Source organism: uncultured Campylobacter sp., assembly GCF_947255105.1.
Taxonomy (GTDB): domain Bacteria; phylum Campylobacterota; class Campylobacteria; order Campylobacterales; family Campylobacteraceae; genus Campylobacter_B.
In genome coordinates, this window is sequence record NZ_CAMYFP010000018.1 from 1 (window position 1) to 15,945 (window position 15,945).

Consider the following 15,945-nt stretch of genomic DNA (forward strand, 5'->3'; position numbering starts at 1 on the left):
TCAACATTGCAACCGATAGTGTAAATATCATCTATAAGTAAGATTTGCTTACCTTTTATAGGGAAGTGAAATCTGCAAGTATCTTTTGCGATTCCAGGATATGGCTTGCTTCCTACATTGTCAAATCCAGGCAGCTCATTTTTCATCCTTTGAGTTTATTTTATAAATCATAATATTCTGTATCTATTAAGCAGGGTATTACAAAAATCTTAATACTTATTTTTCCTCTTACGATAAAAATAAAACTATTATCAAAAAATGGTCTTCTAAAATCTATTTCACTTATAATATTTTTTCTAAAAATAATAATCTCTTCTAAAAATAAATATTTTATAACTATTTTATCTTCATATGATTTTACATATTTAAAAAATAGTGATTGATACAAAACAAGCAATGAAAAAACAGATACGAAAAATGCTGTAATTTTCGACACGATAGAAAACTGCACTTCAAATAAAATAATAAAATTTCCAAGCAAAAACAGGCTAAAGATAATAGCTACAAAAAATAGATTAAATATTTTCCTTTGATTAATTATTTGGTAAGGTGGCTTATTATTATTTAAATCTTTTTTTATATTTTTATTCATTTTTTAGCATTCCATAAATTACCTACTATTAATTTTACAATAAAAATAAATACCCCAAGCTAATTTAATAGTAGGAGTATTTTATATAACAGCTACCCAAAATTTGTCCTTTTGGGAAAGAACGAGTGAGAAAATAAATTCAATCCCCTTAAATTGGGTCAATGTCTTTTAATTAAAGTTGCCACAAGAAGAAGATTATCAATATAGACAAGCAGGGTTTCAATCCCCTTAAGTCGGGTCAATGTCTTTTAATATGCAGCCGTAGTTGATGAGTCTAGTAGAGGATATAGTTTCAATCCCCTTAAGTCGGGTCAATGTCCTTCAATAGCCTAAACTCTTATAATTCCATCATAAAAGACAATGAAAATTATATCAAATTTAGCTTTCTAAATCCTTATATCATCTAAATTTTAAGCAAAAAGTTCGCAAACCTAGTGAAATTTACAAAGAGCAACTTAGGAATTTGAGCTATCAATTTAATAAAATGCCCTAAATTTAGTACTTTTAAAAAATAAAAAGTTCGCAAATCAAATTTAAAAAAGCTAAAATTTTTAGATTTGCCAAATTTAAGTGAAAGCTAAGTTTGGCGATACCCGTAAAATGGGCATTTGAAACTTAAATCAAACTAAAAGTTCGCAAACCTAAATTTAAAAAGGTCAAATTTATAGATTTGCGAAGTTTTTTTCATCTTAAATTTATAAAAGTCCCAAATTTAACCAGCAAAAAGTTCGCAAATCAAAAAGGGGCAAATTTGATAAAATTCTAAGATTATATATACAAATCCATATCCGCAAATATATCATCTCCCATGCATAGTCCAAAGCTTTTTTTGACACAATTTTCACAGATCCTATAAATTCTTATACTATCTGCCTTTGGATCGGCTTGTTTTAAAAGCTTTGTTTTGAGATGCTTTAGTTTGGTATCGTTTAATTCACATTCAAAAACACTTAAATTTACTCTTTTTCCAACACCTTCTAAAATATCAGCTATTTTTTTTCTTCGTTTGTTGCTTATGATGTCATAAGTTATGAGATATTTCATTAAAATTTCCCTATGAATGACTTATAACTATTTGATTTTTCGTTTACGAAATTTGATAAGGCATAGCACTGTTTTTCTATGATGCTTTCTACTTTTACAACCTGTTTTTTGTAGGTTATGTAGCTTCCTAATTTTTCATTTATATTTTGAGCTATAAGTTTTTTTGTTTTGTCATTTAAAAATCCATCTTTATTTAGAGCCATTGGTTCGTTTTTGTTTATCATCGAAACTATAACTCTATCTACGATAAAAGTTCTAAATTCTTCTATCATATCGAAACTAAGAGTTGGTTTTCTCTCATCAAGTGCATGCAAAGCAGTTCTAGCAAATAGCTGTTAGTTAAATTTCATTTTGTAGAGCTATTGAGTTAAGGTTGTTTAAACTCTTCAGAGCTTATCTCACTACTCCTTTTGAAATTTAAATGGCTGTTTTTACAATCTAACTAACTTTAATCTTACTTTATAAAAGTTGATATTTATCAAAACTATAGAGTATAATAGCCACCAAAAAGGAGAGATGATGAAATCCGGCAAAATAGAGAGAGTTCTTGAGATATTTGACCTTTTAAATGATGGCAAAAAACTAACGATAGATAGTCTTAAGAAAAACAAAAAATGGTATGGAGTCTCTACGAAAACTATAGAAAGAGATCTGCAAGAGAGCTTTGAAATTTTAGATGAAAAAGGTTTTAAACCGCTTAAACAAAAGGACTCAAATGGCTTTATGGAGTATAGCGTAGCCAACAAAAAGATGTTTGAAAACTTTTGGGATAGAGATAGTTTAAGAGCTTTTGGACTTTTATACTCTTTGGTTGCCGATAGTAGCGATTTTAAGGAGATTTTCAAGCTTGATAGGAGCCAAAAAAAGGCTTTTGAAAAGATAAATCAAGAGATAAAAGATACCTATCTTTTTTTAAATAAGCCTATTGAAAAGATAAATGACCTAAAACTTTTGGGCAAAATAGAAAGAGCTATCAAAAACAGACAAAAAATCAAGATCAAATTTAGACAAGGCGATGATATCATAGAGGGTTTGGCAAATCCTTACTGCATCGTTTTTATGAATGAAAACTTTTATCTAATTTGTCATTTTCCAGATAGAAATGAGATATATAAACCTCGCATCAACTATATGCAAGAGCTTGAAATCACACCGCAAGTTTTCAAATCAAGAGATCCAAATATAGAGAAATTTATAGAAGATATGCAAACTCCATTTGCAAAATATAGCATCAATCCAAAACCAGTGAAAGCCATTATAAAAGTAGATTCGAGTGTTGCTAGATACTTCAAATTTAAGAAGTTTTTTAACTCACAAAATATAGCCAAAGAGCTTGATGATGGCTCGCTTTTGGTTGAATACACTGTTACGCAGGATTTGGAGCTGTTGTATTTTATATTAAGATGGTCAACTGCGGTTGAGGTTATAGAGCCAATCGGCCTTAGAAATTTAGTAAAAAATAGCCTAAAAAATGCCTATGAGAGATATAAATAATAAATTTGTTAAAAAGACATATTTTGTCTATTTAAATCTATATCATTGTGCATGAGATAAAAAAAGAGCGATAATTTTCTTTGCAATGTCAATTTACAAAAGGAATCAAATGAAACTAATAGCAACCGTCGGCACAAATCCAAACGAAGCCGAATATGAGCTAGATGGCAAAATTTACAAAGGCAAATACTCATTTTTAGCCCTTAAGGAACATTTTAAAATAGATGGTAAAGCAAATGTTATATTGCTTGGCTCATCGCAAACTAAATATAAGTTAGATGAGCTTAAAGAACAAGTAGGCGAGTTTTTATTTATAAATTTAGAAGATATGGCAGAAAAAGCAAACAAAGATGAAAAAGAGTTAAGCACAGTTTTACTTTCATATTTGGGCATAAAAGAAAATGAAGAGTTTATTTTAGATATAACTCAGGGCAAAAGACACCATCCAATAATGATGTTTTTATCGGTCATATTGTCAAAAACTATCAAACCTAAACATATCTTTTATGCAAATGTTATGGATTTTGCATTGAATAAATTTAAATTTGAAAGTTTTGAGAACTCTTTGGATGCTTCAAATTTGACTATTTTAGTTGATACCTATATCGCAAATGGCGGAGTTGCTACTATATCATACAGCAGCAAAGAGATAGAAAAAATAGCTAAATTGCTTTCAAATTTGAGCAATAATTTGCTTTTTAACCAATACATCGATGCTATAAATTCGGCTATCGATCTAAACAATTCTATTGTGCAAAACAAAAATACACTTTTTCAAAATAGCCTAAATAACTTAAAAACAGATATCAACAAAATCATTATTTTAAGAAATGAGCCAGAATATCTCCAGCTTTTGGGCTTTTGCGAGTATCTAAAAGACAAGAATTTATTCTCTTCATCGCTACAATTTTTATTTGAAAGTATTTTGTCCTTTTTGGAATCTTACATAAAAAAGGTAAAGCCAACTTTTATCCTTGATTATACGAGAAATAAAAAAGAAAAAAGAGTGATGATAAAAGAGCCATATTCTGATAAAAGAGATTGTTATTATAGAAGAAATGCTATAAAAAAGGGCTTTAGTGATGATGAGTATAAATCCATTTTTAAAAATTATCACAAACCAATATCTGAGATTTTATCAAAGATAGACAGAGCAAGAAACGACATAGCTCACCCAAATCAAGATCTAATCACTATAAATATCGACTTTATCTCAAGCAATTTAAATGATTTTAAAAAGATTTTAGAGGCGATGAAGGAAAGCAGATGAAGATGTTTTTGTTTTTTTCGCACAGCCTAAATGAAGATCAAATAAATGATGCAAAGTCAAATTTAAAGGTAGATAAGTTTATAAAGCTTGAGCCAAATTTACAAACTCTTTTTTCAAATGTCTCTCCAGAAATTACCGATCTAAGCGACTTTGCAAAGCCTTTTTTAGAGCTTTTAGACAAAACTGCCAAAAAAGGCGACTATGCTTTGATTCAAGGCGATTTTGGACTTTGTTATATCCTCATAAACTACTGCTTAAAACTAGGGCTAATTCCTGTCTATTCCACAACAAAAAGAGATGTTAAAGTGGATAAAGATGGTGTCAAGATAAGCACTTTTAAGCACGTTAGATTTAGAAAATACTAAGTTCTTATCTTCTTTTTTTAAAAAGCGGCTTGTTTAGCTGCTCTAAATATCTATCTAGATTGTTAATCGCATCGCTATCTTTTTGTCTTTTATCACACTCAAATGCATGAGTTATGGAGTTTCTTATTGGATTTATCTTCTTATATGCTTTACGGATTGGGTCTTTTTCCCCAGCACTTAGAATAATTGTTTGTGCCTCTTTTCTATCGGATTGATTTTCCACATCAAAGCCGCTGTCTTCACAAACTGCCGATATGATAGCCTCTTGCAAGACCATATAACCAAGTGCGTAGTTTTTGTTTTTGGTGTACCATTTTGCAAGATTGTATTGAAATAGCGCAAAGGACTCAACATCAAGCCACTTCACAAAACTTTCAAGCTCATCAATAATTGGCTCATATATCCTATTTTTAGCCTCTTTTAGCTCGGATAATTTTGGCTTGATTTTGGTGCGGAGTGCATCTTTGATACTTTTCATGTTGGACATATTTAGGGCATTTGAAAAGTAGATGAAATTTTTCCTAAAGCTAGATAAATTCTCATCATCGCTAACAAGCCTTAGCAAATCCGACGAATTGCCATACTCTTTGAAGTTGCGTATAGCTTTTGACCAGTCCAAAAACTCAAAAAATATCTTCAGATCCACAACAGGAGTAACACCGTCATTTTCAGCACTATACTCAAACATACCATAATAAACGCTCTTTATATTTAGTGGCTTTTCGCGTAAATTTGAAATCGCCTCACTCATTACAAAACTCATCAAAGAAAGCGACCTAAAAGAGTGCGTTATGTCAAGATAGATCTCATCATCTTTGTTTAGGTTTTTGGCAATATCCAAAAAATAGTTAAAATTTTCCAAAAGCTCATCTTCATTTACGCCATATTTGATGATGTAGCACTTAGAGCCTTTTGTATTGAGATTTTTATCTAGTTGGTCTTGTATAAGTGGGATTAGTGCATCTAGCTTTTTCTCCTCTTGGGCTTCTAAGATTTTATAACTAGTATCGGCACTGCCATTTCCAAGATCTTCATAAACTGCCTCCCATATGGAAAAACTAGTGCCAACGATAAAAACTTTATCAAAATTTATATGTTTATGAAGAGCCGATGCTATAAATTTTTCATCTTCATAAACCTTGCCATCTATCTCATAATTGGCTCTGTTGTAGCCACGACTGCTCCTACCTTTGCCTATGGAGGTTATCAAAACTTTAGCCATATAAATCCTTTAAACTTTTTTAGACATTATAGCTTTTGAAATTTAAAAACAATACTCTATCCAACATTCAAAGCTTGATTTATCAACATCTTTGTTAATTGATTTGCGAACTTTTTGGTGGCTAAATTTGGGACTTTGATAAATTTAAGATGAAAAAAAACTTCGCAAATCTATGAATTTAACTTTTTTAAATTTAGGTTTGCGAACTTTTAGTTTAACTTAAGTTTCAACTGCCCATTTTAGCGATACCATGGAACTTAACTTTCACTTAAATTTCGCAAATCTAAAAATTTTGGCTTTTTTAAATTTGATTTGCGAACTTTTTATTTTTTGAAAGTGCCAAATTTAGGCTGTTTTATTAAATTGATAGCTTAAATTCCTAAGTTGCTCTTTGTAAATTTAGCTAGGTTTGCGAACTTTTTGCTTGAAATTTAGATGATATAAGGATTTAGAAAGGCAAATTTAGTATAATTTTGATTGTCTTTTATGAATGAGATATAATAGTTTAGGCTATTAAAAGACATTGACCCGATTTAAGGGGATTGAAACAGTATATAGAGTTCATGTTCTTGATGCATTCTTATTAAAAGACGTTGACCCGATTTAAGGGGATTGAAACGCATATCATCAAACTCTGTAAGAACTAGAAGCTCTTGCATATGAAAAGACATTGACCCGATTTAAGGGGATTGAAAATTATAAATTTAAATAAAATTGCAAAAGGACACTTTTTGTCATCAAAAAACTCTACAATTTAGATCAAATTTAACTTGCAAAAGTTGATTCAGATTGAAATTTAGAAAGGTTTGAGATGAAAAAAAGAGATTTTAATGTTTTGCTGGCTCAAAAAGGGGAGATAACTCTTGCTACCAAGCGTGTCCAGTCAAAAAAGCTCTACAACAGAAAAAAGTATAAACTCACAATAAACTCACTTACCAAAGAGTTTGACTTTAAACTTAATAAAAATGTATAATCACGTAACAAGATGTAGTAAAATATCAAAATCTCAAGGTAAGAGCGTGATAAAATACTTAAAAATCTCAGTTAAAATCAACACAGAAGATATACCGCCATACTTTATGGGTAGTGAGCTTAGGGGTGGTTTTGGATATGCACTAAAAGCCGTTAATGCCACTCTTTTTGAGAAGCTCTACGCAACTAACAATTTTACAAATTTATATAGATTTGACTTTCGTTTGGGTATGCAAAGCTATGAGTTTGATCTCTATCTTTTTGAAGAGCTTTGCAACTATCAAGATGAGATAATATCGGCTCTAAAGACTCTTTTTATCAATGTTGGGCTTGGAGTTGATAGGAAAAAACAGAAAAGCTTTGAGATATCTTGTGATGAAATTTGCATATTTCAACCTAAAATTTATAGCCAAAAACTACTTTTGACTTTGATAACTCCACTTCGCATCAAGAAACAAAACTGCTTTGTAAGAGATGATGATATCGATGTTGTTGATATCATCTCATCCATCTACAAAAAAGCTACCTTTATGCAGCACCAAGCATTGCAGCCACTAGCTTTTAGCCCATCTTATAGAGTTTTATCCAAAAATTTATACTTTTTAGATATTGACAGATGGAGCAACAGACAAAAAACAAAGATGCAATTTGGTGGAATTGTTGGGGAGATGTTGCTTGATGAAGTTGATGAGATGAGTTTTAAGATTTTGTCTTTAGGTGAGATTTTGGGCGTTGGCAAGCAGTGTTCGTTTGGACTTGGTAAGATAGAGATATACAACAAATAGGAGCAAATATGAGTAAATATCTATATGGACTTAGTGTAAAAGATATCCAAAACTTGATCTTTTCTACTAACGAGCTTAGATCAATCATAGGTGGAAGCGGACTTATAAAGAGCTTTGAAGTTGATAAAAAAGAGTATGGCAAAAATATCATCATAAATGCAGCTGGTAATATAAAGCTTGTATTTGAAGAAGATGAAAAAAACAAACTTCTAGAGTTGGTGCTAACCTTAAGGAGAGAATTTAGCAAAAAGGCTTGTGGAGTAGAAAATTGCCAAAGTATAGTTAAATTTGAAGATGGAGAGCTTAAAGAGGCATTTAAAAAGCTAGAAAGAGAGCTAAATACTGAAAGAAACAGAGCGCATTTGCCTTTTGATTTTTCAAATTTTCTCATCAAAATGGCGCCAAAAAGTGGCAGACCGATGATAGCTAGTGATGATGCAGATTTGCTAACACTTCAAAAAAATAACTACTACAATGACAACATAAAAAAATATGATGATATTGCAGGACTAGAGATAAAAACAATACCCAAAAACTCCAAAAACAAAACCGCCATTATCCACGCTGATGGCAACTCTCTTGGCATTAAAATAGCCACTCTTTTAAAAGAGGCAAAAACAGACAAAGAGGTAAAAGATGTCTATAAAAACTTTTCAGCAAAATTAGAAGAGATTACGCAAAAAGCCTTTGAAGAGGCGATAAAACCATTTAAAGAAAAGAAAAGATATAAAAACATCAGAAAAGTGATATTAGGCGGCGATGACTTGGCTATCATATGTAGCGCCGATATAGCATTAGAGCTTACTAGCAATTTTATAAAGGCATTTGAAAGACTAAGCGCTCAAAAACTTTCCTTTAAAAATGCAGAAGATAGCAAGCTTACAATGTGTGCTGGAATAGCATTTTGCAACCATAAATTTCCGTTTCACTATGCTATAAATTTGGCGGAGAGCCTTTGTTCTTATGCAAAAGAGCAAAGCAGGGCGATAAACAAAGATTTACCACCATCAAGCATTATGTTTCACAATATCCAAAGCTCTAGTGTCTCAAACTATAAAAATCTCATCGCCACAGAGCTAACCTTTAGAAATATCATTAAAAAGCTGGGTATCGGCGAAGTTTTTATCGGCAAAGAGACAAAAAAAGAGTATAACAATGTAGATGTTGGGCTAAATTTTGGACCATATTTTATCAATGAAGAGGATGTTAGGGATAGTTCATTTATAACAGCAGATAGATTTTTGAAGCTTGTAAAGCTGTTTATGAAAAACAACTCTCCAAAGTCTAGACTAAGGGATTATTTAGATATTTTGGCAGATAACTACACCAACTCAAAAACAAGGCTTAAAAGAATTTCTGAGATGATTGCCTCTAAAAATAGTGGTAGCGATGATTTTACGACAAAAGAGTTTGAAGATCTGTTTAAATTTGGCGATAAGTTTAGCTTTACAAATCCTTTTGTAGTTAGGATAAAAGATGACAAACTATCGTGCTACACGCCATTTTATGACATTATCTCCTATTTTTCTATTACCGACAAAAAGGATGAGCAGTGATAAGGTATTGTATTAAATTTTTGGATTATTGGCATTTGGGCAGTGGCGATAGTGCAGGTTCTATGTATGATAGCATTGTCGTTAAGGATAAATTTGGACTTCCATATGTTCCTGGAAAGACGATAAAAGGGCTAGTAAGGCAGTATTTCAGAGTGATAGAGTCAAACGAAGAGAAAATTAAACATATTTTTGGAGGTGAGGGAGATTTTGAGGCAAACTCATACTTCTCAAACGCCACACTTAGCGAAGATGAGGTCGCATATCTTAAGAAAAATCACTCTTTGAAAAAATATCTTTTTGCCAAAATTTCACAAACTAGGATAGATGAAAATGGCATTGCCAAAGATCAGAGCTTAAGACAGCTTGAAGTTGTTATACCACTAACTTTAAGTGGCTTTATAAAGACAGATGAAAAGGAACTTATCATCAAATCTCTTCAGAGCATAAAGCAGATGGGCTTAAATAGAAATCGCGGCCTTGGAAGATGTGAGTTTAAAATAGTTGGAGATGAGAGATGAAAAGATACTATACATGCGAGTTTAAAAGCGATATCATACTAAAAGCGAGTGTCAATACTGAGGGAGATAGTCCAAATTTAGACTTTATACCAGGCAATGCATTTTTGGGAATGGTAGCTAGAAACTATGATAAATTTAAAGATCCATTTTATGTTTTTCACTCAGGCGAAGTTAAATTTGGCGATGGAGATATACTAATAGAGAGTTTAGTAGATAAGAGCAAAATAGTGCTAAAGCCAGGCTATAAAATTCCACTTTGTTTTTGCAACTTAAAGGTTGGAGAGGGATATTATAATAGGTTATTTTTGAGCGATGAAGAAGAACAAAAAAAGCTAATAAAAGAGCAAAAGCAGCTAAAACAACTTAGAGATGGCTACATAAATGAGGACTATTTTTCGCACAACTTTAACTACAACTATTCCCAAAAGTCAGCTCACGATGAAAAAAATAGAAGAAGCAAAGATGGATATATGTTTGGTTACACCTCTTTTGAAAAGGGGCTTAAATTTTTATTTAGCATAGAGTGCAGCGACGATGAAACACTAGATCAAATAGAGGAGTTTTTACTAGGTGAGCAACTTCTTGGCAAGTCCAAAACAGCACAATATGGCAGAGTTCTTATAGAAAAGTCAAATTTAAACGACGAAATAGATAGTTTTAAGCCAAATGACAATTTAACTTACATCTACGCAAAGTCTAGAATAGCGCTTTTTGATGAGTTTGGAAATCCTACCTTGCTAAGAAGTGCTTCTGATTTGGGGTTAAAAAGCGGGCAGATAGACTTTAGAAATTCTCACATAAAGGTTGGAAACTATATCCCCTATAATGCAAAAAAAATCTCTTGCGAGATGATGAGGTATTTTATAAAAAAGGGAAGCGTTATAACTATTAAAAATTTAGATAAAGATGAGAAAATTCCTAAGTATATCGGCAGTTTTCAAAATGAGGGTTTTGGTGCTATTTTGGTAAATCCTAAATTTTTAGATGTAAAAGATAGCTCAAATTCAAACTTTAATATAAATAAAAACAATGAAAATTTAGTGAAATTTAAAAAAGAGCAGTCAAAAAACACAAAAGAGCCACAGACAAATCTTATAAAATTTCTATCTCAAAAAGAGAGAGAAGATACTCAGTTTTTGGAACTAATAGATAGGGTTGAAGCATTTAAATACGGGGATAAAAATCCTACAAATTCTCAATGGGGCGCGATAAACAACTTTGCAATCAGATCAAAAAATGATGATGAACTACTTAAAAATATTGAAGAATTTACCAAAAAAGGCGTATCTAAAAAGCAGTGGGAAAATTGTGGCGAAGGACTTATAAAAGAGATTAAATCTCTGTCCAATAAAAAAATGTTTGTAAGACTTCTGTCTGCAAGATGTAGAAAGGATAGCAAATGAGTCAAAAAAGCATCATATCAAATATAATTATCGAAATGACTACACCGCTAAATGTAGGAAGTAGCGATATAGACTTTCTACTTGATAGCCCAGTCCAAAGGGATTGGAATGGCTTGCCTATGATTTTGGGTAGTTCCATATCGGGCGCAATCCGCTCTAAATTTATCAAAAATGAGGCCATATATTCTCTTTTTGGCGATGATATAGAGGAGCAAAAACAAATTCTTCCTAATAAGAGCGAAAAAGATGCAAAAGGCTCAAGAATTGTCATCTCAAATGCCTTGCTTTGTGATGAAAATATGCAAGTCTGCGAAGAGCTACTCCTAGAAAACAAAAGCGATTTTTTAAACTATTTTAGGGAACTTCCAGTAAGAGATCACAACCGCATAAATGATAAGGGTGTAGTTGAAGATAGTGGCAAATTTGATGAAGAGATAGTTTTCAAAGGAACAAGGTTTAAATTTAGGATAGAGATTTTTGAAGATAAAAAAGAGCTTAAAGATGAGCTTAGAGATATTATATTTATCTTGCAAAGTGAGACTTTTAGACTAGGTGGTGGAGTTACAAAAGGCTTTGGGGCGGTGCGAGTTTTGGACGAGCTTTCATCTTGGCAGGAGTTTAATATCAACTCAAATGAGTATAGAAATACTTCATCATCTCTAAATTGCTCTTTAAAAAACAGCTTAAATGAGCTTCAAATTTCAAAACTATCTGTTTTTGGAAGCGATACAAAAAAGCTAAATAGATATACTCTCAAGCTAAAACCAGATGACTTTTTTATGTTTGGAAGTGGCTTTGGAGATTCACAAGCTGATATGATGCCGGTAAAAGAGCATATTGTTTGTTATGATGGCGGCAAAGGAGCGATAAAAGAGAGCTTGACACTACTTCCTGCAAGTAGCATAAAAGGTGCGATTTTGCATAGAAGTATCTATCATCTAAATTTGCTTGATTCTAAATTTATTGGCGATAGTGATACACATAACAATCTTATATCTATATTTGGCACACAAAAGGGCAACAAAGACTTTCTAGATGGCAAAAAGGGCAAAATTTTAATGAGTGATCTGTTTATCGAAGTAGATGATGAGAGAGTTTTTGAACATGTTGCTATTGATAGATTTAGAGGTGGCGCCAAAGATGGAGCTTTGTTTCAAGAAAAAACCTCAATTTATAACAAGAGCATAAACTTGGATATTTTAGTTTATGATGATATAGACAGCAAAGAGCAAAAGGCCTTTGAAAATGCGCTAAATGATATCTGCAACGGAATGCTTCCACTTGGCGGGGCGACTACAAAAGGACATGGATTTTTTAGTGGCAAAGTTTTTAAAAATGGCAAAGATATAACACAAAAAGGATTTGTGCATGATACTAAAGAGTAAAAAAGAGGTGATAGAGTATATAAACTCAAATTTACAAAACTACGATGGCTTTGTGCAGTTTTCCAATAGAAAATTCGACACCAGTAAAGATCTTTTCATAGATAAATCTCTAAAAATAAGTGATGAGAGTGGTTTTATAAGCGAAGCGTATTTTTACAATGAAGCTACAAAAACAAGTGTCTCTATAAAAATGCTTGATGGAAAATGGCTAATTTGCCAGACGAATTTAGATGCTGTTTTGGATGATGATATTGAAATTTATGAAAGTAACATCTCAAATCTTTATATCAAAATGGCTCAAATTTACAAATTTGAAGGTGGATTTGCCAAAGATATGCAGGGCAATATCTTAGATGAGTTTAAAACGCCTATATTAGACAGAGTTGTTTTTGCCGGTTTTAGCAAAGAGATAAAAAGGAGTTAAGAGATGATAAAAGCACCTTATAATTTTGCCCCACTAAACAAAAAAGTATTTTATCCATCTTGGGCAAAAGATATTAGCCATGATATCCCATTTAGAGATGGACAAAGTGGAGAGTTGGAGCTAAGCATAACTGCGCATTCTCCAATTTTTATTGCAAATAGCAAAAAAGATAGAGAAGAAAAAGAGACGAAGTTTTGCAACATTGGCGGCAAGTTTTTTATCCCTGCTACAAGCATAAAAGGCACTATAAGAAGCGTTTTAGAGATAATTAGCTTTTCTAAACTTAGAGATTTTGATGATAGCACTTACGCTGTTAGAGACTTCTCAAAAGGTGAAAATTTTTATATGGAGCAGATGAGAAAGCCTACATATTGCGGTTGGCTATATAAAAAAGATGGTGATTTTTTTATACAAGATTGTGGTATTCCAGGTAGAATTAGTCAAAAAGAGATTGATAAAATTTACAATATGGAGTTTTCTAAGGAATTTAGAGATGGTTATTTTGAAAATAAAAATAAAAACAAAGAGCTAAAAACTGCTAAATATAAGTATGAAGACTCTCTTTTGAAAGGCAAAAATTTAGAAAATAAATTTAGATATTTAAAAAAAAGCTATTCAAGAGATATCTATATACAAGACAACAGTGGAAAAGCTGGAACTATCGTATTTACAGGTCAGCCAGGTGCTAGAAAAGAAGCTAAAGATGGAAAAAAAGCATCTGGAAAGATCTATGAGTTTATCTTCTTTGATGAGATAAAACAAGAGTTTTTAGTTTCACAAAAGATGATGGAAGACTTCAAATTTGCCTACTTTGACGATAGAAAAACAGAGCCAAAAGAGTCGATCGACTGGGGGTATTGGAAAGAAAAACTTAAAAATGCAGGAAAAGTGCCGGTATTTTTCCAGCTAGATGATAAGGGCGAGCTTCTTCATTTTGGACTTGCATATATGTATAAAATCATTTATAAGCACAGCATTTCAGCAGGTATTCTCCAAAACACAAAAAGCTCACTAGACCTAACTCAAGCCATATTTGGATATACCGACAAAGATACAAAAGAAGCACTTAAAGGAAGAGTTTATTTTAGCCACTTTCTTGCTTTGGGTAGTCCAAAAGAACTTGATTCAAGAGGTGAGATTTTAGGAACGCCAAGAGCCTCTTACTATCCAAATTATATCAAACAATCCGGAGGCGAATTAAAGAGCTATATGGATGATAGATTTGAGATTGCAGGTAGAAAAAGATATCCAGTTCATAAAGGCGGCGAAGTTTCTACTACAAAAGAAAAAGAAAGCTCAGAAAATGTAAAGTCATTTTTCGCGCCACTTGACAAAGGGACCAAATTTAGCGGCAAAGTTAAATTCCACAACCTAAAAAAGGCAGAAATCGGAGCGCTCATCTCAGCCATAACTTTTCACAATACCAAAAACACCTTTTATAACTTAGGCTTTGCAAAGCCATATGGCTATGGAAAATGCACCATCGAGATAACAAACCTATCACAAGATGAGATAAAGGAGTATTTAGCCGCTTTTGAAAAAGAGATATTAAAACAAATTCCTTATTGGGGCGATTTAGAAAAAAATGACTCTTTAAAAGAGCTTTTAGCTATGGCGATGGAGCAAGAGAGTAAGGGCGATTTTGCTTTGAAATATATGGATATTGGCGAGTTTTCAAAGGCAAAAACAAAAAGGGAGTATCTAAAATCTTATAGCTCATTGGTTAATTTTGATGATAGTTGCTTTAAACTCTCACTTTCCAAAGAGGAGCTTGAAAATTTAGAAAAAAACAAAGCAATTATTCAAAAATGGCAATCTATCCAAAATACACAAGATATCAATATTTTGAAAAACTTCATCCAAAACTATCCAGATAGCGACTTTACTAAAGAGGCAAAAGAAAAACTAGAGCAGATAAACACACAGATAAAACAACAAAAAGAGCAAGAAGAAGATAAAAAAGCTTGGGATAATTGGCACTCTATAACCAAAAGCAAGCAAAACAGATACTACAAAGAGATGATAGAAAAGCACATCAAAACCTATCCAGATCACGACTCTGTAGATGAGGCAAAAAAAGAGCTTGAAAGGCTAAGTTTAGAGAGTAAAGTAGAGCCTAGCGATAGCGCAAATGCCATGGATATCATAAAGCTTCCTAGCTTAGATGAGATAACTATGCTTCTAAAAAAGCTAGATAAAAGCAAGATTAATATAGACGATGACAATCGTGCCAAAATCGCAAGTCACATCGAAAACTTAGCAAAAGATGCTAGCAAAAAGAGAGTTAGGACATTTAGAAGAAAGGCAGAGCTGCAAAAGATTTTCAAAGAGAGCCAGATAGATGAAATTTTTAAAAAATTTGAGTGATTTTATCAACATATTTACTAATTGATTTGCGAACTTTTTATTTTTTGAAAGCTCCAAATTTAGGTATTTTATTAAATTGATGGCTCAAATTCCCAAGTTGCTCTTTGTAAATTTCACTAGGTTTGCGAACTTTTAGTTTGATTTAAGTTTCAAATATTAATTTTAAGGGTATCTCCAAACTTAACTTTCACTTAAATTTGGCAAATCTAAAAATTTTGGCTTTTTTAAATTTGATTTGCGAACTTTTTATTTTTTGAAAGTGCCAAATTTAGGCTGTTTTATTAAATTGATAGCTTAAATTCCTAAGTTGCTCTTTGTAAATTTAGCTAGGTTTGCGAACTTTTTGCTTGAAATTTAGATGATATAAGGATTTAGAAAGGCAAATTTAGTATAATTTTGATTGTCTTTTATGAAGGAGTTATAATAGTTTAGGCTATTGAAAGAGATTGACCCGACTTAAGGGGATTGAAACTAGCTACCATAGTAACCAATGAGATTCTGCTTCCTCTTCATTGAAAGAGATTGACCCGACTTAAGGGGATTGAAAC

15 protein-coding genes are annotated in these 15,945 nt (G+C 32.1%); 11 read left to right on the forward strand and 4 right to left on the reverse strand.

Annotated elements, in window-relative coordinates:
- Window positions 1-160: 160 nt before the first annotated feature.
- From Q0X52_RS07360 to Q0X52_RS07370, 3 genes are all read right to left on the reverse strand, one after another.
- The gene (locus tag Q0X52_RS07360; RefSeq protein ID WP_297576540.1) at window positions 161-592 is read right to left on the reverse strand and encodes a hypothetical protein; all 432 of its coding nucleotides are present in this window, start codon (window positions 590-592) and stop codon (window positions 161-163) included.
- Between the two features lie 768 nt (window positions 593-1,360).
- On the reverse strand, window positions 1,361-1,636 hold the full coding sequence (gene cas2 / locus Q0X52_RS07365; protein ID WP_297576542.1) for a CRISPR-associated endonuclease Cas2: 276 nt from the start codon (window positions 1,634-1,636) through the stop codon (window positions 1,361-1,363).
- A complete protein-coding gene (locus Q0X52_RS07370) occupies window positions 1,636-1,950 on the reverse strand; it encodes a CRISPR-associated endonuclease Cas1 (RefSeq protein ID WP_297576544.1) in 315 nt (104 codons plus the stop codon). Before Q0X52_RS07370 ends, cas2 begins: the two co-directional genes overlap by 1 nt.
- 205 nt (window positions 1,951-2,155) lie before the next feature.
- On the opposite strand from Q0X52_RS07370, the gene Q0X52_RS07375 reads away from it, so the two are divergent.
- From Q0X52_RS07375 to csx20, 3 genes are all read left to right on the forward strand, one after another.
- Entirely contained in the window at window positions 2,156-3,130 is a 975-nt protein-coding gene (locus Q0X52_RS07375) for a WYL domain-containing protein (protein ID WP_297576546.1), read from the forward strand.
- 109 nt (window positions 3,131-3,239) lie between these two features.
- The gene (locus tag Q0X52_RS07380) at window positions 3,240-4,400 is read left to right on the forward strand and encodes a TM1812 family CRISPR-associated protein (protein ID WP_297576548.1); all 1,161 of its coding nucleotides are present in this window, start codon (window positions 3,240-3,242) and stop codon (window positions 4,398-4,400) included.
- Window positions 4,397-4,765: a CRISPR-associated protein Csx20 gene (csx20, locus tag Q0X52_RS07385; protein WP_297576550.1), complete on the forward strand. Its 369-nt coding sequence runs from the start codon at window positions 4,397-4,399 to the stop codon at window positions 4,763-4,765. The genes Q0X52_RS07380 and csx20 overlap by 4 nt, the downstream gene beginning before the upstream one ends.
- Window positions 4,766-4,769: 4 nt before the next feature.
- On the opposite strand, the gene csx2 is transcribed toward csx20, so the two are convergent.
- Complete coding sequence (csx2, locus tag Q0X52_RS07390; RefSeq protein ID WP_297576552.1) at window positions 4,770-5,987, reverse strand: TIGR02221 family CRISPR-associated protein; 1,218 nt, start codon at window positions 5,985-5,987, stop codon at window positions 4,770-4,772.
- Between the two features lie 811 nt (window positions 5,988-6,798).
- On the opposite strand from csx2, the gene Q0X52_RS07395 reads away from it, so the two are divergent.
- From Q0X52_RS07395 to Q0X52_RS07430, 8 genes are read left to right on the forward strand one after another with little or no spacing between them, the layout of a single operon-like run.
- A complete protein-coding gene (locus Q0X52_RS07395) occupies window positions 6,799-6,960 on the forward strand; it encodes a hypothetical protein (protein ID WP_297576554.1) in 162 nt (53 codons plus the stop codon).
- A 46-nt stretch (window positions 6,961-7,006) separates the two neighbouring features.
- Window positions 7,007-7,744 (forward strand): CRISPR system precrRNA processing endoribonuclease RAMP protein Cas6, encoded by a 738-nt coding sequence (gene cas6 / locus Q0X52_RS07400; RefSeq protein ID WP_297576556.1) that lies wholly within the window; start codon window positions 7,007-7,009, stop codon window positions 7,742-7,744.
- Window positions 7,745-7,752: 8 nt separating this feature from the next.
- Window positions 7,753-9,300: a hypothetical protein gene (locus Q0X52_RS07405; RefSeq protein WP_297576558.1), complete on the forward strand. Its 1,548-nt coding sequence runs from the start codon at window positions 7,753-7,755 to the stop codon at window positions 9,298-9,300.
- Window positions 9,297-9,818 (forward strand): RAMP superfamily CRISPR-associated protein, encoded by a 522-nt coding sequence (locus tag Q0X52_RS07410; RefSeq protein WP_297576560.1) that lies wholly within the window; start codon window positions 9,297-9,299, stop codon window positions 9,816-9,818. Before Q0X52_RS07405 ends, Q0X52_RS07410 begins: the two co-directional genes overlap by 4 nt.
- Window positions 9,815-11,221 (forward strand): hypothetical protein, encoded by a 1,407-nt coding sequence (locus tag Q0X52_RS07415; RefSeq protein WP_297576562.1) that lies wholly within the window; start codon window positions 9,815-9,817, stop codon window positions 11,219-11,221. The genes Q0X52_RS07410 and Q0X52_RS07415 overlap by 4 nt, the downstream gene beginning before the upstream one ends.
- Window positions 11,218-12,606: an RAMP superfamily CRISPR-associated protein gene (locus Q0X52_RS07420; protein ID WP_269493289.1), complete on the forward strand. Its 1,389-nt coding sequence runs from the start codon at window positions 11,218-11,220 to the stop codon at window positions 12,604-12,606. The genes Q0X52_RS07415 and Q0X52_RS07420 overlap by 4 nt, the downstream gene beginning before the upstream one ends.
- On the forward strand, window positions 12,590-13,030 hold the full coding sequence (locus Q0X52_RS07425) for a TIGR04423 family type III CRISPR-associated protein (RefSeq protein ID WP_269493291.1): 441 nt from the start codon (window positions 12,590-12,592) through the stop codon (window positions 13,028-13,030). Before Q0X52_RS07420 ends, Q0X52_RS07425 begins: the two co-directional genes overlap by 17 nt.
- A gap of 3 nt (window positions 13,031-13,033) precedes the next feature.
- Window positions 13,034-15,397: a TIGR03986 family CRISPR-associated RAMP protein gene (locus Q0X52_RS07430; protein ID WP_269493292.1), complete on the forward strand. Its 2,364-nt coding sequence runs from the start codon at window positions 13,034-13,036 to the stop codon at window positions 15,395-15,397.
- Window positions 15,398-15,945 lie beyond the last annotated feature (548 nt).

Coding starts and splice junctions, on each gene's coding strand:
- Q0X52_RS07360 (WP_297576540.1), bottom strand. CDS start 592: ATGAATAAAAATATAAAAAAAGATTTAAATAATAATAAGCCACCTTAC.
- cas2 (WP_297576542.1), bottom strand. CDS start 1,636: ATGAAATATCTCATAACTTATGACATCATAAGCAACAAACGAAGAAAA.
- Q0X52_RS07375 (WP_297576546.1), top strand. CDS start 2,156: ATGAAATCCGGCAAAATAGAGAGAGTTCTTGAGATATTTGACCTTTTA.
- Q0X52_RS07380 (WP_297576548.1), top strand. CDS start 3,240: ATGAAACTAATAGCAACCGTCGGCACAAATCCAAACGAAGCCGAATAT.
- csx20 (WP_297576550.1), top strand. CDS start 4,397: ATGAAGATGTTTTTGTTTTTTTCGCACAGCCTAAATGAAGATCAAATA.
- csx2 (WP_297576552.1), bottom strand. CDS start 5,987: ATGGCTAAAGTTTTGATAACCTCCATAGGCAAAGGTAGGAGCAGTCGT.
- Q0X52_RS07395 (WP_297576554.1), top strand. CDS start 6,799: ATGAAAAAAAGAGATTTTAATGTTTTGCTGGCTCAAAAAGGGGAGATA.
- Q0X52_RS07405 (WP_297576558.1), top strand. CDS start 7,753: ATGAGTAAATATCTATATGGACTTAGTGTAAAAGATATCCAAAACTTG.
- Q0X52_RS07415 (WP_297576562.1), top strand. CDS start 9,815: ATGAAAAGATACTATACATGCGAGTTTAAAAGCGATATCATACTAAAA.
- Q0X52_RS07420 (WP_269493289.1), top strand. CDS start 11,218: ATGAGTCAAAAAAGCATCATATCAAATATAATTATCGAAATGACTACA.
- Q0X52_RS07425 (WP_269493291.1), top strand. CDS start 12,590: ATGATACTAAAGAGTAAAAAAGAGGTGATAGAGTATATAAACTCAAAT.
- Q0X52_RS07430 (WP_269493292.1), top strand. CDS start 13,034: ATGATAAAAGCACCTTATAATTTTGCCCCACTAAACAAAAAAGTATTT.